This is a genomic window from Mesorhizobium sp. CNPSo 4688 (genome assembly GCF_057784295.1).
Genome location: NZ_JBWLUY010000007.1, coordinates 100,169 through 116,627, shown reverse-complemented (window position 1 = coordinate 116,627; position 16,459 = coordinate 100,169). Strand labels below are relative to the sequence as shown.

The 16,459-nt window shown below is 59.2% G+C and carries 14 protein-coding genes and 1 tRNA gene; 8 read left to right on the top strand and 7 right to left on the bottom strand.

Annotated features, from left to right (window positions below):
• The first annotated feature begins 60 nt into the window (after nt 1-60).
• The 3 genes from AC04SH_RS14595 (at nt 61) to AC04SH_RS14585 (ending at nt 2,548) form a co-directional block, all read left to right on the top strand.
• Nucleotides 61-933 (top strand): S1C family serine protease, encoded by an 873-nt coding sequence (locus AC04SH_RS14595; RefSeq protein ID WP_488575557.1) that lies wholly within the window; start codon nt 61-63, stop codon nt 931-933.
• Between the two features lie 8 nt (nt 934-941).
• Complete coding sequence (locus AC04SH_RS14590; protein ID WP_488575556.1) at nt 942-1,577, top strand: helix-turn-helix transcriptional regulator; 636 nt, start codon at nt 942-944, stop codon at nt 1,575-1,577.
• 104 nt (nt 1,578-1,681) lie between these two features.
• Nucleotides 1,682-2,548: an SDR family oxidoreductase gene (locus AC04SH_RS14585; protein ID WP_488575555.1), complete on the top strand. Its 867-nt coding sequence runs from the start codon at nt 1,682-1,684 to the stop codon at nt 2,546-2,548.
• A 116-nt stretch (nt 2,549-2,664) separates the two neighbouring features.
• Here AC04SH_RS14585 and AC04SH_RS14580 read toward each other — a convergent pair whose 3' ends face one another.
• Entirely contained in the window at nt 2,665-3,180 is a 516-nt protein-coding gene (locus AC04SH_RS14580; RefSeq protein WP_477236962.1) for a TIGR00645 family protein, read from the bottom strand.
• 341 nt (nt 3,181-3,521) lie between these two features.
• On the bottom strand, nt 3,522-5,705 hold the full coding sequence (locus AC04SH_RS14575) for an OmpA family protein (protein ID WP_488575554.1): 2,184 nt from the start codon (nt 5,703-5,705) through the stop codon (nt 3,522-3,524).
• 202 nt (nt 5,706-5,907) lie between these two features.
• On the opposite strand from AC04SH_RS14575, the gene AC04SH_RS14570 reads away from it, so the two are divergent.
• Together AC04SH_RS14570 and AC04SH_RS14565 are read left to right on the top strand one after the other, a co-directional pair.
• Nucleotides 5,908-6,354: a YcgN family cysteine cluster protein gene (locus AC04SH_RS14570; protein ID WP_477237050.1), complete on the top strand. Its 447-nt coding sequence runs from the start codon at nt 5,908-5,910 to the stop codon at nt 6,352-6,354.
• Nucleotides 6,355-6,656: 302 nt separating this feature from the next.
• Nucleotides 6,657-7,001 carry a hypothetical protein gene (locus AC04SH_RS14565; RefSeq protein ID WP_477236966.1) on the top strand — a complete coding sequence of 115 codons (345 nt, stop codon included), beginning with the start codon at nt 6,657-6,659 and terminating at the stop codon, nt 6,999-7,001.
• A 251-nt stretch (nt 7,002-7,252) separates the two neighbouring features.
• On the opposite strand, the gene AC04SH_RS14560 is transcribed toward AC04SH_RS14565, so the two are convergent.
• The gene (locus tag AC04SH_RS14560) at nt 7,253-7,963 is read right to left on the bottom strand and encodes an SIMPL domain-containing protein (RefSeq protein ID WP_488575553.1); all 711 of its coding nucleotides are present in this window, start codon (nt 7,961-7,963) and stop codon (nt 7,253-7,255) included.
• A gap of 134 nt (nt 7,964-8,097) precedes the next feature.
• Here AC04SH_RS14560 and AC04SH_RS14555 point away from each other — a divergent pair.
• Nucleotides 8,098-8,173: transfer RNA gene (locus AC04SH_RS14555), tRNA-Ile, on the top strand.
• A 218-nt stretch (nt 8,174-8,391) separates the two neighbouring features.
• Here AC04SH_RS14555 and AC04SH_RS14550 read toward each other — a convergent pair.
• From AC04SH_RS14550 to AC04SH_RS14540, 3 genes are read right to left on the bottom strand one after another with little or no spacing between them, the layout of a single operon-like run.
• Nucleotides 8,392-10,074, bottom strand: a complete 1,683-nt coding sequence (locus AC04SH_RS14550) for a recombinase family protein (RefSeq protein WP_488575552.1) — start codon at nt 10,072-10,074, stop codon at nt 8,392-8,394.
• A 2-nt stretch (nt 10,075-10,076) separates the two neighbouring features.
• Nucleotides 10,077-10,583 carry a DUF2924 domain-containing protein gene (locus AC04SH_RS14545; RefSeq protein ID WP_488575729.1) on the bottom strand — a complete coding sequence of 169 codons (507 nt, stop codon included), beginning with the start codon at nt 10,581-10,583 and terminating at the stop codon, nt 10,077-10,079.
• Between the two features lie 5 nt (nt 10,584-10,588).
• Nucleotides 10,589-10,963 (bottom strand): DUF3489 domain-containing protein, encoded by a 375-nt coding sequence (locus tag AC04SH_RS14540; protein ID WP_488575551.1) that lies wholly within the window; start codon nt 10,961-10,963, stop codon nt 10,589-10,591.
• Between the two features lie 365 nt (nt 10,964-11,328).
• Here AC04SH_RS14540 and AC04SH_RS14535 point away from each other — a divergent pair, with 365 nt between their 5' ends.
• Nucleotides 11,329-11,955, top strand: coding sequence for a hypothetical protein (locus tag AC04SH_RS14535; RefSeq protein WP_488575550.1), 627 nt, complete (start codon nt 11,329-11,331; stop codon nt 11,953-11,955).
• Between the two features lie 92 nt (nt 11,956-12,047).
• Here AC04SH_RS14535 and eruA read toward each other — a convergent pair whose 3' ends face one another.
• On the bottom strand, nt 12,048-16,052 hold the full coding sequence (gene eruA, locus AC04SH_RS14530) for an NACHT domain-containing antiphage protein EruA (RefSeq protein WP_488575549.1): 4,005 nt from the start codon (nt 16,050-16,052) through the stop codon (nt 12,048-12,050).
• Between the two features lie 159 nt (nt 16,053-16,211).
• Here eruA and AC04SH_RS14525 point away from each other — a divergent pair, with 159 nt between their 5' ends.
• A complete protein-coding gene (locus AC04SH_RS14525) occupies nt 16,212-16,409 on the top strand; it encodes a hypothetical protein (RefSeq protein WP_488575548.1) in 198 nt (65 codons plus the stop codon).
• Nucleotides 16,410-16,459 lie beyond the last annotated feature (50 nt).

Sequence of the window (16,459 nt, the reverse complement as noted above, 5' to 3'; positions counted from 1 at the left end):
GTATCTGCGAGCCGGCTGCCGAGCGATATCTGGGGCATGCAAGAAACCCAGGAGACCAAAATGAGCGACTTCAATCTCAGCGCCTTTTCCGCGGCCATCGCCGACGTCGCGGCTGCGGCAGCACCCGTGACGGCAAGTTTCACCACCCATCACCATCGCACCGCCAGCGCCTTCCATTGGCGTGACGGCTATTTCGTCACCGCCGAGGAAGCCGTCGAGGCCGGCGAAGAGATCGAACTGACATTGGCTTCGGGCGAGACGGTCAAGGCCGAACTGGTCGGCCGCGATCCCTCGACCGGCGTCGCGCTTCTGAAGCCGGCCGGTGCGGCCACGGCGCCTGCGCTTGCCAAAGCGGATGCGGTGCGGCCCGGCAATCTGGCCATTGCCATCGGCAGCAGCCAGGGCTCGGCGCTGGCCGTGTCGGGCTCAGTCGGTGAGGTCGGTCCGGCCTGGCGCTCGATGCGGGGCGGCACCATCGACCAGCGCATCAATCTTGCCGTCAATGCCGGCGGCCGTTTCGAGGGCGGGCCGGTGCTCGACGCTAAGGGCGCGCTGATTGGCATGCTGCTGTTCGGCCCGCGCGGCCGGGCTCTGGTCATGCCTTATGAGACGATCGAGCGGGCGGTGGAGACGCTGCGTGAAAAGGGCCATGTCGCGCGCGGCTATCTCGGCGCCGGCCTGCACCCGATCCGTGACGGTGCGGCGCGCGGTGCCATGGTGATGAGCCTCGACGACAATGGCCCGGCCAAGGCCGCTGGTCTTGCGCTCGGTGACATCATCGTGGCGTGGAACGGCGAGGCCGTACATGGGCCGCGCGAGCTGATCCGCAAGCTTGGGCCCGATAGCGCAGGTGCCGCAGTGAGGCTTGGCGTGGTGCGCGGCGGCGAACAGCGCGATGTGGCTGTAACCATCGGCGAGAAGCCGCTGAGCTGAGAGGGTTGATGGACACGCTCGCCAACGATCGGATCATGGCTGACGGCCCCGCCTCGCGGCGGCTGGTGGTGCTGATCGCGCTTGGCGACGTTGTTCGCGCTGAGCGCTTGGCTGCTGCGCTTGCCGCGAGCGACGATCTGTTGCCGGTCGCGGCCGGCGGCGGTGCGGCCGACGTCGCCATCATCGACGGCAGCGGCGCTGATGCCGTGCCGGCCGCCACGCCGCGGGTGCTGCTGTCTGGGCGTGCGGCCGGTGAACGGCCTGCCGGCGAGGTGATGGCGGTCATGCCTGCCGGCGCGGACGATCTGCTGATCGCCGCGGCGGTGCGGCTGGCGGCGGCTGGCTATCGCGTCTCGGGCGACGGCGGTGGCGGGCGCCATGGGGATTTTCATGCTGGCGATGGCGAGCCTTTCGAGGAAGACCTCTCCGATGAACATGCCTCCCGACCGGCACTGTCACCGCGCGAGGCCGAAGTGCTGGCACTGCTTGCCGAGGGCGCGCCCAACAAGGTCATCGCGCGACGCCTGAACATCTCGGTGCACACGGCAAAGTTCCACGTCGCCGCGATCCTGATCAAGCTCGGCGCGGCGAACCGCACGGATGCGATTGCCATCGCGATGCGGCAGGGGCTTGCGCTGGTTTAGATCCTACGCTGCGTAACCCGCTTGCGGGCTGCTAAGGCCTTGCGCAGTGGTGGTCTGCCGCGCAAAGGTTCGCGCCTGCTATGATGCTAGGGAGGCGCAAGGAAATGTCGCTGAAGGGAAAGACGCTGTTCATCTCCGGCGGGTCGCGCGGCATCGGGCTGGCGATTGCGCTCAGGGCGGCGCGCGACGGCGCCAACGTGACGATCGCGGCCAAGACCGCCGAGCCGCATCCGAAGCTGCCGGGCACGATCTACACGGCTGCCGCAGAAATCGAGCAGGCCGGCGGCAAGGCGCTACCGGTTCTGTGCGACATCCGCGAGGAGGCGCAGGTTGCGGAGGCAGTGGCCAAGACCGTGGAAAAATTCGGCGGCATCGACATCTGCGTCAACAATGCCAGCGCCATCCAGCTCACCGGCACGCTGGAGACCGACATGAAGCGTTACGATCTGATGCACCAGATCAACACGCGCGGAACTTTCCTGGTCTCGAAAATGTGCATTCCTCACCTGAAGTTGGCAAGCAATCCTCACATTCTGAATCTGGCGCCGCCGCTCGACATGAAGGCCAAGTGGTTCAAGAACCACGTCGCCTACACGATGGCTAAGTTCGGCATGTCGATGTGCACGCTGGGCATGAGCGCCGAGTTTGCCAAGGACGGCATCGCGGTCAATTCGCTGTGGCCGATCTCGACCATCGACACGGCGGCGGTGCGCAATCTGCTCGGCGGCGCGACGGTGGCGGCGATGAGCCGTTTGCCCGATATCATGGCCGATGCCGCGCATGCCATCTTCCTGCGGCCATCGCGCGAGACGTCAGGCAATTTCTACATCGACGAAGAGGTGCTGCGCGCCGAAGGCGTGACGGACTTTTCAATCTATTCGCCCGGTACGACAGGACCGCTGGCCGGCGACTTCTTCGTGCCGGACGACGTGTTCGCCAATTCGCCGACGAACGTCAAAAGCATCTACTAGCTGACATCATCTGCTGTAGGTGTTCGTCGTTTCGAAAAGCCAAGCAATTGGCTTTTCGTCCGCTGCGCGGACCACTCCTCAACTCCCCGTATGGCGACGGCGAGGAGGGGATCGGCTCACGCTTCGCTCTTCTTGCCTTTGGCCAGGCCCATCAGCCGGTCGATATAGGCGAGCATGAATGCCGAGACGACGAAGGCGAGGTGGATGATCGTCAGCCACATCAGCTGCTCGGTTGTGTAGGAGGCCGAATTCAGGAACACCTGCAGCAGGTGGATCGAGGAGATGGCGACGATGGTCGAGGCGACCTTGACCTTCAGCGAGCCGACATCGATCGTGCCGAGCCAATGGACCTCGCCGTCATTCTCGTCGAAGCGGCTGACGAAGTTCTCGTAGCCGGAGATAATGACCATCACCAGCAGCGAGGCGACCAGTGCCGCATCGATGAGGCCGAGCATCTTCAGGATGGTGTCGGTATCGCCGAGCGTGAAGACTACCGTGATGAATTCGTAGAGCTTCTTGCCGAAGGACAGTGCATAGACGGCCAGCGCCAGGGCCAGCCCGATGTAGAAAACCACCAGCAGCCAGCGGGAGGCGAGAATGATCGATTCGATGGCGAGTTCGAGACGTTTCATGCAGCGGTTCCGGTCAGTTTTCTCGATCGAATGGGTATTTCGGTCAGCTTGCCGCGGTTTGCAAGGCCAAAGCGCGTCGCGTTCATTGCGACGCAAAAGAAACCCCGCCGGGAGGGCCGGCGGGGCTCAATGCGTCCCGCTGGAGTCGGGACGGGGCAGGGAACGCCCAGTGCTGAATCTGGGGTTTGCCGCCCCGTGATTCAATGAGCCGGCGCTAATGTCGGTGCAATTCTTGTTGAACGGGACGTGACGTCCACAGGTCTACCCATCCCGGTTTCCCGGGATGGGTCTTTCTTGCTGATCTGAATTCTAGAAGCCCATTAAGCCTCTGGAAAAGCAGATCAATTGTTGCTCGCCACGGGCGCCACCAACGAGGTGATGCGGCGGATGGCGACGCGGCGGTTCTCGCGGTTGGGCGCCGTCGTGTTCACCTTCAAATACTCCTCGCCATAGCCCTGCGTGGTCAGGTTCTCCGGCGGGATGCCGAAGGCATTGGTCAACGCTTCGGCGACCGACTCAGCGCGGCGGTCGGACAGAGCAAGGTTTGCCTCCGGCGTTCCGACCGCGTCGGTGTGGCCTTCGATGAGGAAGGTTTCGGCCGGGTTCTTCTTCAACAGCTTCTCCATGGCGCTGGCGACGCCTTCCAGTTTCTGGACTTCGGTGTCGGAGATTGAGGCTGAACCAAATTCGAAGTTCAGCGTGTCGAGGTCGACGCGCCGCGCGATGTCACGCACGCGGGCCGAACGCTTGACCTCGTCGATTGAGTAGAGGCGCTGGACGCGCTCCACCGGCGGCTGTTCGAGGAAGGTGTAGTAGTCGTCCGGGTCTTCGACATCCTCGGAGTCCAGGATATACTCCTCGCGCGGAATGGTGAGCCGCATCGGCGGCAGATCGTCGCCGGGATCGCGCCAGTCGCTGTCATCCTCATAGTGCCGCTCGTCGACATAGCTCAGCACATATTCGCGTCCATCCGGCGCAATGCGCGAACGCTGGATGACGTCGCCATAGCGGTTGCGGATGGTGACGATCTGGACACCGTTGTCACGCTCGACGATTTCCCGGGTGCGATCGCCCGACAGATCCTCATAGTAGACGTTCCTGGCGCCGCGGGTCATGCGCGGGGCGTCATTGCTCTGGACGAATGTCTGGTTGTTGAACTGCAGGATGACGCGGTCGCCGAGTTCCCTGACGACGTCGACGCCTTTCGGACGCCGGCGGTCGCGAACGTTCTCATCGGGTGCACGCTCTACGCGCGTGCCCTTTTCCTCCGTCACCGGCGCAATCTTTTCAGGCTGGATTGCCTGCTGGGCCGACTTGTCGTCGGTGGGCGGCGGTCCCTGGTCGACCGGAGCCGGCTTCGGGTTCTGCGCCTCGGTGCTGCCCTGCGCGGGCTGCTCGCCCGTCTGGCCGCCTGCATTCTGACCGGCGTTCTGGCCGCCCTGATCCTTGCGATGCTTGCGCCTGGCGTCCTTCTGGCTGTCCAGAATGGGTGCTTCGTCGGGATTGGCCACGGCTTCGCCCTGGGCCGGTTTTTCGCCCTGCGCCGGCTGCTCGGCGGTGGCGGGCTGTTCACCGGTCGCAGGCTGTTGTTCGCCAGTCGCAGGTTGCTGTTCGCCTGTCACCGGCTGTTCGCCAACAGGTTTCTTGCCATTCTTCTTGGCCTGATCCTTGGGCTGTTCGCCCTCGGCGGGAGCGGCTTGCTGATCGGCCGGGGGCTGGACCGGCTCGGCCTGCGGCACGGGTTCCCCGGCAGGTGCAACCTTGGTGGCTGGCGCCTGTTCGGCAGGTGCTGCCTCGATCTGCTCCTGGTCCTGCTTGCGCTTTTTCTTGCGCGGAGTGTTGTCGTTTGCCGGCGCTACCTGGTCTGTGGGCGCGGCTTGCTCTGCAGGCTGCTGGGCCGGCTGTTCAGCCGGCGCCGCTTCGATCTGCTGCTGCTGGTCGCGCTTCTTCTTGCGCGGCTTCAGCGGCTGTTCTTCGGTTGCGGGCGCGGCCTGTTCAGCCGGTTGATCCGCTGGTGCAGCCTCGATCTGCTGCTGGTCACGCTTCTTCTTGCGCGACTTGGGCTGCTGTTCGTCAACCGCGGGTGCTATCTGCTCGGCAGCAGGAGCTGCCTGCTCGGCCGGCGCTACCTCGATCTGCTGCTGTTGATTGCGCTTTTTCCTGCGCGGCTGCTGCTCTTCAGCCGGGGCGGCCTGTTCAGCGGGAGCCTGCTCGGTCTGCTGCTGTTCGTGCTTCTTCTTGCGCGGCTGTTGCTCCTCGACGGCCGGTGCGGCCTGCTCAACGGCTGGTGCTGCCTGTTCGGCGGGCGCCTGTTCGGCCTGCTTGTGCTTCTTCTTGCGCGGCAGTTCCTGGTCGGTCTGCTGACCATCTGCAGCAGGGTCGTCCTGGACCAGGATCAGCGGCGCGGCCGTGTGCTGCAAGGGGCCGAAAACGGCGTTGCCCTGCAGCGGGGATGCGCCCAACGGCGCGGATGCCATCAGCAGGCCGAGTGCCGTACCTGCCAGTACCCGTGGTTGGCGTTTCATCAAAAATTCTCCTTGTGGGGTCCTATCCCTGCCCAAACTTTCATCAGCCGGATTGGTTCCGGTTCGTGGACATTACCGACAACGAAGGACGATTGACCGGCCTTTTGAAGGCAACTTCATGTTTTTCGTATGGTGCGGGCGGCATTTGCGGCGGCGGTACAGCTTGACCTCACCGCCAGCGAGGGCCACATCTCAGCCCATGATGGAAACCCCGTTCTGGAAAACCAAGACGCTGGAAGAGATGACGCCGGCCGAGTGGGAATCGCTCTGCGACGGCTGCGGCAAATGCTGCCTGTCGAAACTCGAAGACGAAGATACCGGGGAAATCTACTGGACATCAGTCGGCTGCCGTCTTTTCGACGGGCAAACCTGCCGCTGTTCGGACTATGCCAACCGGCTGGCGCGCGTGCCGGACTGCGTCGGGCTGACGCCGCAGAATGTGCGCACCATCAGCTGGCTGCCAAAAACCTGCGCCTACCGGCTGGTTGCCGAGGGACACGATCTCTACTGGTGGCATAGGCTGGTGTCGGGAAGTGCCGAGACCGTGCATGAGGCCGGCATTTCCATACGCGGCCGCGTCCGCGCCAGTGAGACCGATCTTGCCGAGCCGGACGACTATTTCGACTATATGCTCGACGACGAGCCCTAGATTCAAAGTGATAGAGCATGATGTCTGGACAAACACTGTTTGTCCGAGAAAACCGCTTCGCACTTTTCGGCATCATGCTCAAGCGTCTGGAACGGATGTAGCCGCCGCCCGTTCTGGGATGACCGGACGTTTTTGACACTCCAAGTCGTTTGCAGCGGTGGAAGGGGCGGTTGCTTTCGACCTGTCCGGCAGATTAACCGAAAATGAACGGCCGGTTCGCAAAGAGTTCAGATTGCAAGGAGCATTCTCCCCCCATCGGTTCGACGAAGACGGGCGCCAGCCCTCAACAAGGAGAGAAGACAATGTTCAACACGATCAAAACGGCAGCCCTTTCGGGTCTCGTAGCCCTCGGCACGCTTGCCGCTGTGCCCGCCCATGCGGACTCGATCTATCTCGGCTTCGGCAACAGCCACGACCGCCGCGTCGGCGTCTATACCGGCGACGACGATGACGGCTTTCGCCGCGAGCGCCATTGGCGCCGCTGTTCGCCGGAGCGCGCCCTCGACAAGGCCGAGCGCATGGGCCTGCATCGCGTCCGCCTCATCGACGTCAATCGCCGCGTCGTGAAGGTCGCCGGCCGCCAGTATGGCGATCGCGTGGTGGTCGTGTTCGCCAATGAGCGCGGTTGCCCGGTTATTTATCGCTGAGGCAGGAGACTGATCCGCTGATGAAGATCAGTCTGGAGGCATGATCCTCTGCGAGGATCAGCCTGTGATAGCGGCATGACCCTCTGCGAGGGTCGGTCAGGAGCCCCTTTCCCATAGCGCGGAAGGGTGCGGCTCGAAGAAAACCCCGAAGGACCATGTCCTCCGGGGTTTTTCACATTTGGTGCCAATTAAAATACCCGCCAGTTCGGCCCGCAGGATGCTGCCGCGGGCCTTTGCCGATTTGGATAAGCCTACTTGAGCTCGAAGGTGACGGTGACCTGCACAGCGTAGGCATTCTCGCCGGCCTGCACCGGAACCGCGGCGCCTGCCGCATCGAAGGCCTTGGCATTGATCGGCATCGGCGCCGGCGCGATGTTCTGGTCGGTGATTTCCAGCACCCGGCCGATGCTCACACCGGCAGCCTCGGCCAGCGTCTTGGCCTTGGCCATAGCGTCGGCGACCGCCTTCTTGCGGGCCTCTGTGACGGCAGCCTTCGGATCCTCGTTGGAGAACGAGATGCCGCCGCCCTGGTTGACGCCGAGCGACACCGCCTTGTCGAGAATCTCGCCGGTCTTGTCGATGTCGCGGATGCGCACGGAGAGCGTGTTGGTCACCTGGTAGGCGACAAGCTCGGCTTCCTGGCTGCCGTCGGGCTTGTTGGTGTAGTTGTAACGCGGGTTGATCTGGATGCCGGCGGTCTGCAGGTCACGGTCCTTGATGCCGGCCGACTTCATTGCCGCGATCACGGCAGCCATGGCATCATTGTTGGCGTCGAGTGCGGCGCGTGCGGTCTTGGCCTCGCGCATGACGCTGAGCGTCAGCAGCGCCAGGTCTGGCGCTACAGTCGACTGGCCTTCGCCCGACACGATGATGCGGGGCGGGGGCAGCGAATCGGCGGCGGTGGCAATAGCCGGAAAAGCGATCGCCGCGGCAAGTGCGAGCGGCAAAAGATGTCTGGTCATGAAAATCTCCTCGGTCTGCGATCCAGTCGCGCCTGTCGACTAGGACGCGAATATGGGCTGATTTGGGCGATCTCGGCCAGCCCGTCCGGAAAGCCTTGTGCGGCGTAAGGAAAAACACTAATCCAGCGCGCGTGGGGCCTGTAGCTCAATGGTTAGAGCCGGCGGCTCATAACCGCTTGGTTGGGGGTTCGAGTCCCTCCGGGCCCACCATCCAGTCCCGCCGTTCTGCGGGGTTTTGGACCGTCTCAGAATAGCTCCGACATTTCCGTGGGTTAGCGTCGAGTAGGGGGCAACACTTGGCTGAGACGCCGCAGTGAACGCCCAAAACGCCTGACTTTTAGTCGTCCGTCTCTGTCGGGCGAATTCCGCAGCCAAGTGTTTGCCAAAGCGATGGTCGGTGATGTGGGTTAGATGCACTGTTGATGCTGTCAGAAGCCGAGAAGAGTGACCTGGCTACCCCAGGTGTGCGGCAGCTCCGAGACCCGTGAGAGTCGGTGCGTCGTTAGTTCGACTGGTTGATCACCGGCAACGATGCTGGAGCTGATTTTGGGGGCGAGGAAAGCGAAAGGCAGGAGGCGGCTTACCTCAGATGTATCGGTGCCGTTGAGCATGGCAACCTCGGTGAGGCTGCGGTTGGTTCCGTCCGTCAATTGGGCTAGGTACAAGTGGGCTCGACGCAGAAGGTCGATCAAGCCACTATCGGGTTCTCGGTTGCTGTTGGACCCGTCCGTAAGCACGATACGTGTTTCGACGCCGCGCCGCTTCATACCAATTGGACATTCGATGGAAGTTACTTGCGCGCCATCGCTGGGTGGCAGAATCCGGTCGAGAAGCAATTCCGAAAGCGAGCGGCGATCAAGTTCCATGATCAATGCCCCCGGCTTGAGCCTAACATTGCGAACGACCTTTCGAAGCAGCGATCGCTTCGCGTCCGCCGTGCTCGACGCCCAGCACGCTCGCAACTCTTCGGCTCGCCGCATCACTGACTGGATTTCGCCAGCCTTGGCCCATTGCCGAATCCAATCAGACAGTTGGGCTTGATCACTGAGAATCCGATTCAGGCGATGCTCAACAACTGATTCAAGTGCTGGCGCTGGAAGACGCCAGCCCTCGGAACCGTTTCGGCGCTGGTCGACGAACTGCTTTGAGACATAGTAGCGGTAACGAACACCTTGCTTGTTCGCATGAACCGATCGCAATTTCTCGCCCGCTTCATCAAAGAGCAGACCGGTCAGCAGATGAGGTTGCGTTACATTGGAATCGCTTCGCCGCCGCGGCGCCTGCGAGGCGAGGAGCGTCTGGACCTCCTCGAACGTGGCGGACGTGACGATCGGCTCGTGCTCTCCATCGTAGACCTGATCCTTGTGCCTGATCTTGCCGATGTAGATCGGGTTCGAAAGAAGGTGATAAAGATTGCCGCGACCAAACGGCATGGTGACGGCAACGGATCCGTCTTTGCGTTGTCGCGATCGTGTGGAGAGCCCGTCACTCGCAACTTCGTCGACAAGATCCCGGACCGACTTCAGGGCGAGATAGCGGGCGAACAGGTGTCTGACTGTTTGTGCTTCGGTTTCATCAATCACCAGCTTGCGGTACTCGACGCGATAGCCCAGGGGCACCACGCCGCCCATCCACATACCTTTCTTCTTCGACGCGGCGATCTTGTCGCGGATACGCTCGGCTGTGACCTCTCGCTCGAACTGAGCGAAGGACAAAAGCACGTTGAGCGTGAGCCTGCCCATTGAGGTGGTGGTGTTGAACTGCTGCGTGACCGACACGAAGGAAACGGAGCTGGCGTCGAAGATCTCGACGATCTTGGAAAAATCCATCAGCGACCGGGTGAGGCGATCGATCTTGTAGACGACCACCACATCGACTTTCTTTTCCCGGATATCCTGGAGCAGTCGCTTCAGGGCAGGGCGCTCCATCGTGCCACCCGAGATGCCACCATCGTCGTAGTGGTCTGGCACCAGCTTCCAGCCAAGACCTATCTGCGATGCAATGAAGGACGCGCAAGCTTCGCGCTGGGCATCGAGCGAATTGAACTCCTGCTCCAGGCCCTCTTCGGTGGACTTGCGAGTGTAGATGGCGCAGTTGAGGCGAGGGGTCATCGTCATAGCCCAAAGAACCTCGGGCCAGACCAATGGGCGCCGGTAATGCGACGAGCAACAGCCGACAGCGATCCGTATGTCTTGCCGTGAAGCACGAAGCCGTCGTTGACCACTTCGACAATGTGCATCCGGCCATTCCACTCTCGCATCAGCCGGGAGCCGACTTTTGGCGGAAGGGATCGTGGGGGCGACGTCAATGCCTTATCCGAGGACGCTGGCCGGAGTGATGGAACTCTGTCCTGGCGATCCGGCCCTTTATTGCTCGGTTGGATAGCATTCACGTTGGTCCGACGCGTGTTGTTCGTCCCGAGTGTTTTCTTGACGGTCGAAGGCAAACCACCCAATCGCTTAGCTTGAAGATGCCAGGCAGCCGACCGCTCAAGCAACCCACGCTTAACCCCTTTGGGCGGCGGGCAGCCATAGGCCTTTGTCCAGGCTGCTGTGAGTTCATCACGCGTGAGATCGCCGACGTCGGCGATCTCACTATCCAAATCCTGTCTCTTGCGCATCAAGGTCAACCGGCGGTCTTCGCCTCGACAATGCGGTATCGCCGCTGTCCGTCTTTGCCGATTTCGCTCACCACCTTATGTCCAAGCTTCTTCTTGACGGTGCCGGAGAGGAAGCCCCGAACCGAGTGGGCCTGCCATCCGGTCGCCTCCATCAAGGCTTGGACCGTAATGCCTTTGGCTGACTTCAGCTTCTTGAGGACGATGTCGGTTTTGGTCGATGGCGCCGGCGCTTCGTCCTTGGTTTTCTTGGGCATCTCCGAGATGGTCACCCCCGACTTAGCGCGCGCTTTCCGTGTTGGGGTGCTGTTGTCGACGCTGGACGCAGTACCGGCGGCTTCAGCATTGTCGGTCGTCATAGTGGTGTTGTTGAGGATAGACATTTCAAATCTCCTTCAGTTCAAGACCGGACGATTCCGGCGCTTGTACTGACTGAAGCCCGCTGTCCTAGCGGACTGGAAATTCTGCTACACTTGCCTATCCGCGCGTTCTTCTGTGACGTACCAACCAATGCTTCGCTTGGCGACGAAGTCCAGCCTAAAAGCACGAAAGGGTGTTTTGCGCCTGCATAAAGCTGAAAGTCTCAATGACGAGGTTGCTTCACGTACATGCTAGTGAACCGGCAGAAAACCGTCATCTGCCGGTACACTGGTGTGACGCCTACCCCAGCTTCAACTCGGTACGGGGCCGAGTTTAATTTCTCCCCTTTGATAAGTAATATATAATGTCGCAAATGTTTGGAGCTGGCATGCGATTCGAAAGCGCTCTAGGTCGTTCTTTTGCGATTGTTGATCGCGCCTTGCGGCAGTCTTTTCCTGATGATTATTACAAGCGCTGCATGTATGCCGCTTTTGGTATTCAATCATTGTTGACTGAATTGGGCTACCCGGCCTCGATACAAGGTGGCGACGTGCTCGCGTTTATGGTTGCGAGGTCGGGAAACCAAGCTGGATTGCAAGGCTTTGCAAATGCCAGCGACGGATACGCCCACTACTGGACAGTTGCGGAAAACCGACTGATAGACATCGGGCCATACTACTTGCCGCGCGAGTCGCGCTTTCCAGCTGTGCCGGTGCCGCTGATCGCGTGGGATATATCCCAGCAACTGCCGCCGTTTCTGCGGTATCGTGTCGTAGAAGATTTCGGACGGACGAAGATTCTTATTGCTGACGAAACCATCCAGCAGCGTATAACCCAATTCATCGGGCTCTGCCGTCGCAAGCTCAAGCAGCAAATTGGTCAGCCCAAGCCGCCTAGCTGGATACTGACTGGAACCACCGCCCTGCTATCCCATGGAGAGCGAGGCGATCCTTGGGTGCGTAACGCCATGATCTTTTCCACAATACCCGGCATAGTGGAAAACTTGCCGTTCTAGCGGGCAATTGCTTCGAACGTTCGCTTTCAGGCAGGCGGATCTATTGGCTGCGCTTTCGCGGGCGTGAGTGGCTTATACATGCCATTCCGGCGTCATGCGGTGCCTTTCGCTCTCTGCACAGCAGGCGAGACTCGCTGTCCATCAGGAATTGAAACGTCGATGACGACTGCACGGAGCTTGCTGCGTTGTTCCCCAAGGATGGTATCGTTGATCATCCGTTCCAGCTCAAACGCAGTCTTTGGAGAAACCTGGCACGTAGGATGCTGTGGGACAGCCCCGTGGTTTCCATACCAGAAGACACCGAATACTCCGTATCCGCTCGCTTCCGGATCGCGAGTATAAAAGCGGTCTAGCTGTGTCGCCGGCGCACTCCAAAGTTCCGGGTGAACGTCCCTTTTGAGTTCAATGATGAGCTTGATCCCCGGTATCATTGCTGTGATGTCGGCACGCTTGTCTGTGACCATATGCCCTTCAGGCTCCGTTATGATCCCAAGGGGGTCGAGACGCGTTTTGAGGAGTCCGAGCAACACGTCCCTTGCGCTTTCCTCGATCTTGGGATTAGTCGGGCGTCCGTAATGGTCTTCGTTCCAGAATTGCTTATAAACATCAATGTTTTGAGTGCCGATGCGACTGCTAATTTCTTTAAGGTGATCGATCATAAGAGCTTGCAGATCGGCGACGTTTGCTGGAGCTCCACCCGAAAGCGTCCTAATGGTATTTGACCACTGTGGCACATTGTAACTCAACTCGCGGTAGCGGGTCCGCTGGTTGGCCAAGGCGTGCCTGATGCTGTCCGCATAGGTTGTCATCGTCGGGTCGCGAAGCAGTCGCTCGAGCGTGTCGGTTGCTTCTGCACTCTTGTCGGCAGAAAGTGCACTAAGTAGGCTCCGGACATAGTCCGCAGCATCCCACGGGTTTTCATCTCCAGACCATCCGCCGGTGGGGTATGGCGCGTTTGGAAAGTGACTCGCAACCATCCGAGCGAGGAACTCGCGTTGCGGTGGCTCTAGCTCGAAAACTGGCTTCTTCCGAGTGTCACGGTCATAACTCGTAAGAGCACGCATACGCCACACTATAGATGGCGCTCTCCTCACATATTCCTCAAGTGTATTTTGATAGACTTCCGGCGACAAGAGATAGGCCGCCACCATCCAAATTTGGCGTTGTTCGTCGCCGACTAAGGTCGTATCGGCGATTGTCCTACTCGCCAAATCCTTCAAGAAAGACTTTCTGTTTGCAGGTAAGGCGATTTGAAGAAGTTCCTCGAGGCGTTGAGGAGGCTGATTTGGATAAGAAGTTAGAAGGTGGGCGGCTACGTCATCTCGAAACTGTTCGAATAGATCGACGTTCAATATTTCATAGAGTCCAGATCTATGATCCCCGCCACATTTCAAACTTTCTTCGATAAGAAACAGGTACACATCCTTAACAAGGTCTGATCTTGTCGAAACTATATGGTCTTTCCAAGTGTGTTCGTCGCGCGCCCATACCCCATCCCTGCGCTGAGACATCGTTGGCAATAGCAGGTCGATTCCAACGAGCACTTTCAGCGCTTCATCTGAAAAATCGGCTACGCTCGGTCTCTCGAGCCATAACTCATCCATACCGGCGAGCAGGGCATTCCAAACCCTTGGGTAGCTGTTCTTCGACTCGGCCTCCGCGAGCTCTTGCAGCGAAGGGAACCGTTCTGTCCGCACAAATGCTTTGAGTCCAGCAAGGGCAACAGCGGTATATTCCGAACCAAGTTCTTCTTCCAGGCGCGCGCGTGGAGCTAGAGTCTCATCAACATCCCTGAAATGGCCGAAGTACACCTCCGCAGTCCAGGTCATCCAGCCTCGATGCGTGCCCTCGGCTATCATCTGAATGTCCGTTGTGAACTGTTCCAGATTCTTTAGGCGTCCTGCTTTGCGCTTTTCGACCTCCTTGAATTCGCGCCGATGGTCCTTGGCCCGCCAAGATTCAATTTCCTGAGCAACCATCCTATCCCGGGTAGGTCGGAGGCTGGACGTCGAGTCCGCAAGGGCAAACAACGATTCAAAGACCTCAATGTTGTCTTCCGGATTCCCATAGGCCCATTGGAAAGCAAGCTCATACAGGGCATTCCGAATCTCGGAGTTCGCAAATCCTATAGTAAGACGATCAGTCAACCAGCGGACAGGCTCACCACTTAGCGGATACGGAAGAAAATCCATAAGCGCCCGGCTGAAACGCCAACTGACACTATCAGTCCCTAAAGTGTCGACGGCCGCGTCGAAGACCTCGCGAGCCATTAAAGGCCGCTCTGCGAACAGTGGCTTTATGCCTTCAAACTCCCGATTGTGGTACTCGCCGCGGATTGCATTCCGCGATTGGAGCCATGTCCACAAACGCGCGCCTGATATGCCTTCAGCAGCTTCCTCAAGGGTTCGTATGACCAGGCGCTGGATGAAATGCTCGATCTCTATTCGGTTACGAATCCCGGGCTCTCTAGTGGGTTCAATGCCCTTGATAATTTCGTCCAACACCAACGGAACGTCGTGAGTGGGGATGGACTGTGAGACTGGCCAGAGCGCCCCGCCCACCAGTTCTTCGTCGCAGTGGACGGCTGCGTTGTAGAGATTGGAAACATCAGTACCGGTAAAATGACCGACGTAAACCGCAGCGAGTATGTTGGCGCGCAGTCGAATGTCGTCGGCCGATGAACCGAGGGTGCGGTAGATTTGCACGATCCCATCGGTTGCGGCTGGCCCCAGACGGACCAATGCGGCCAATGCGGGCGTCTTCAATCCAAAAGGGGCACCCGAATCGATTAGGACTTCGGCAATATCCTCTTGGAGACTGGGCAGCGGCCGAGCCGAGCCCAACGCTTCGAGAACAAGCTTTTTGATTCCGAATGGTGCCTTGGGACTTTTCAAAATACTGCGTAGATGCGGCGTCATGTCAGAACTACACAACGCGCTGATCGCCGACAGTGACCGATCTTCTGGCCTGAAATAGGGGTCTTCACTTGCAAGGTTCGAAAGTGCATCTAGTAAGCGAATGCGCAGCGACAAGTCGAAGCCGTCGGGACTGCTGTGGATGAGAATTCCAAGTGGGTCTGCGTCGATTATTTCATCGGCTCGTTCCGGGAGTAGCGCTGCAAGCCAGGCATGCAAACCACGCAACTCGGGCGCAGGAACTCCGTCGATTCCCACAAGAGCTTGCACTCGGCTCAAGGGTAAGCCGCTTCGAACTTTCTGTGCGATCCAGTTAGCCGCTAAGTACTCGGCGGTAACTCGATGTGAGTAGTCGACCGCTTCGTTGCCAAGGCCCCGGAATGCGCGACGCCCTAACGATGCTAATATGCGATCAGGTTCGGCAAAAGGGATCGTTCGATAGCTTGGATACAAGGGATCAAGTTCAGATTCTGCCAAGCTAATCCCGTCGACATCGCTAATCAGGCGCACCGCTGAAACGGCGCCTGCGGGGGCTCGTAACTCCTTAGCTGAAAACTGCCCCCCACCGCTTCTTACTCGGTCACGGTTGTGCTCCTTGAGAAGGATGTCGGTCGCTTCTTCAAGTAACTCCTGCCTGTTAGTGGGCCAAGAACCCTTCTTTAGCACGACTTCGGCAAGCATTATGAGATTTTGTGGATTGGTAAGAAATTCGGACAACGCCCGACCATTGGCGTCTTTAATAAATTGATCAGGATCCGTTACGCCAACCTTGCGTAACACGTGGCGCTGTTCTGCTACCGTAAGAGGTTCCAGCGCCAAGACAAAGTATCCACCAGACGTGGCGAAGTAGGAATGAAACGAAGCCACGTCCGTTTCCCCTAACCAATCGTGTTCCCGGCACGCAAGTCGCACACGCTCAGGTCTGATCTCAAATAGCTTTTTGACAATAAGGTCGACAGTATCCTGATCAGTTCGTCCTGCTCGACGTTCGTCTAGAGCATCAATAAATAGTGTCGTGCCCATAAATTCCGTCGGCGTATTCAAAAAGGCGCGAGCGCGTTGGACAGTGGTTTTTGCCGCCAGCGCTAGCTCATCGAACAAATGAGACTTGCCGGCACCGGGGTCTCCTATCAAAATGATATTCGGCGCTCTGTCATAGTCGGACATGCGCTTGGCTGCCACGATTTCGTCGTTCGGGCGCGGGTCAATTTGACGGACTAGTCGGTCGGACATTAATAATCAGGTGTCAAAATTGTTTCAGCGTGGGCTGCTGTCTCCCTCAGGACCTCTAGTGGAGCGGACAACCTAATACCATACAAGTTGAACAAGTGGACTGGTGCCATGCTCGCCCATGTCGAGCACGAGCAAATGGACCGGTCTTCTCATGCGCACTGCACCTATGCCGATGCCACGCTGAGATCCTCCCTAGCCCACTCTGCGACGCCCTATCGATGGGCGTTCCACAGCAGCGTGGCGTTTCTTTTCCAACTTTTTTGCGAATTTCTCGGTGAAATTCTGGAGATTGTTGGAACATATTGACATATAATGTTCGCTGATGTTTCATGGTTTGCGGAAATTGAGAGAGAAGC

Bases quoted from the DNA above. Each gene is read 5' to 3' on its own strand.
- AC04SH_RS14595 (WP_488575557.1), top strand. From the start codon at position 61: ATGAGCGACTTCAATCTCAGCGCCTTTTCCGCGGCCATCGCCGACGTC.
- AC04SH_RS14590 (WP_488575556.1), top strand. From the start codon at position 942: ATGGACACGCTCGCCAACGATCGGATCATGGCTGACGGCCCCGCCTCG.
- AC04SH_RS14585 (WP_488575555.1), top strand. From the start codon at position 1,682: ATGTCGCTGAAGGGAAAGACGCTGTTCATCTCCGGCGGGTCGCGCGGC.
- AC04SH_RS14580 (WP_477236962.1), bottom strand. From the start codon at position 3,180: ATGAAACGTCTCGAACTCGCCATCGAATCGATCATTCTCGCCTCCCGC.
- AC04SH_RS14575 (WP_488575554.1), bottom strand. From the start codon at position 5,705: ATGAAACGCCAACCACGGGTACTGGCAGGTACGGCACTCGGCCTGCTG.
- AC04SH_RS14570 (WP_477237050.1), top strand. From the start codon at position 5,908: ATGGAAACCCCGTTCTGGAAAACCAAGACGCTGGAAGAGATGACGCCG.
- AC04SH_RS14565 (WP_477236966.1), top strand. From the start codon at position 6,657: ATGTTCAACACGATCAAAACGGCAGCCCTTTCGGGTCTCGTAGCCCTC.
- AC04SH_RS14560 (WP_488575553.1), bottom strand. From the start codon at position 7,963: ATGACCAGACATCTTTTGCCGCTCGCACTTGCCGCGGCGATCGCTTTT.
- AC04SH_RS14550 (WP_488575552.1), bottom strand. From the start codon at position 10,074: ATGACCCCTCGCCTCAACTGCGCCATCTACACTCGCAAGTCCACCGAA.
- AC04SH_RS14545 (WP_488575729.1), bottom strand. From the start codon at position 10,583: ATGCGCAAGAGACAGGATTTGGATAGTGAGATCGCCGACGTCGGCGAT.
- AC04SH_RS14540 (WP_488575551.1), bottom strand. From the start codon at position 10,963: ATGTCTATCCTCAACAACACCACTATGACGACCGACAATGCTGAAGCC.
- AC04SH_RS14535 (WP_488575550.1), top strand. From the start codon at position 11,329: ATGCGATTCGAAAGCGCTCTAGGTCGTTCTTTTGCGATTGTTGATCGC.
- AC04SH_RS14525 (WP_488575548.1), top strand. From the start codon at position 16,212: ATGCTCGCCCATGTCGAGCACGAGCAAATGGACCGGTCTTCTCATGCG.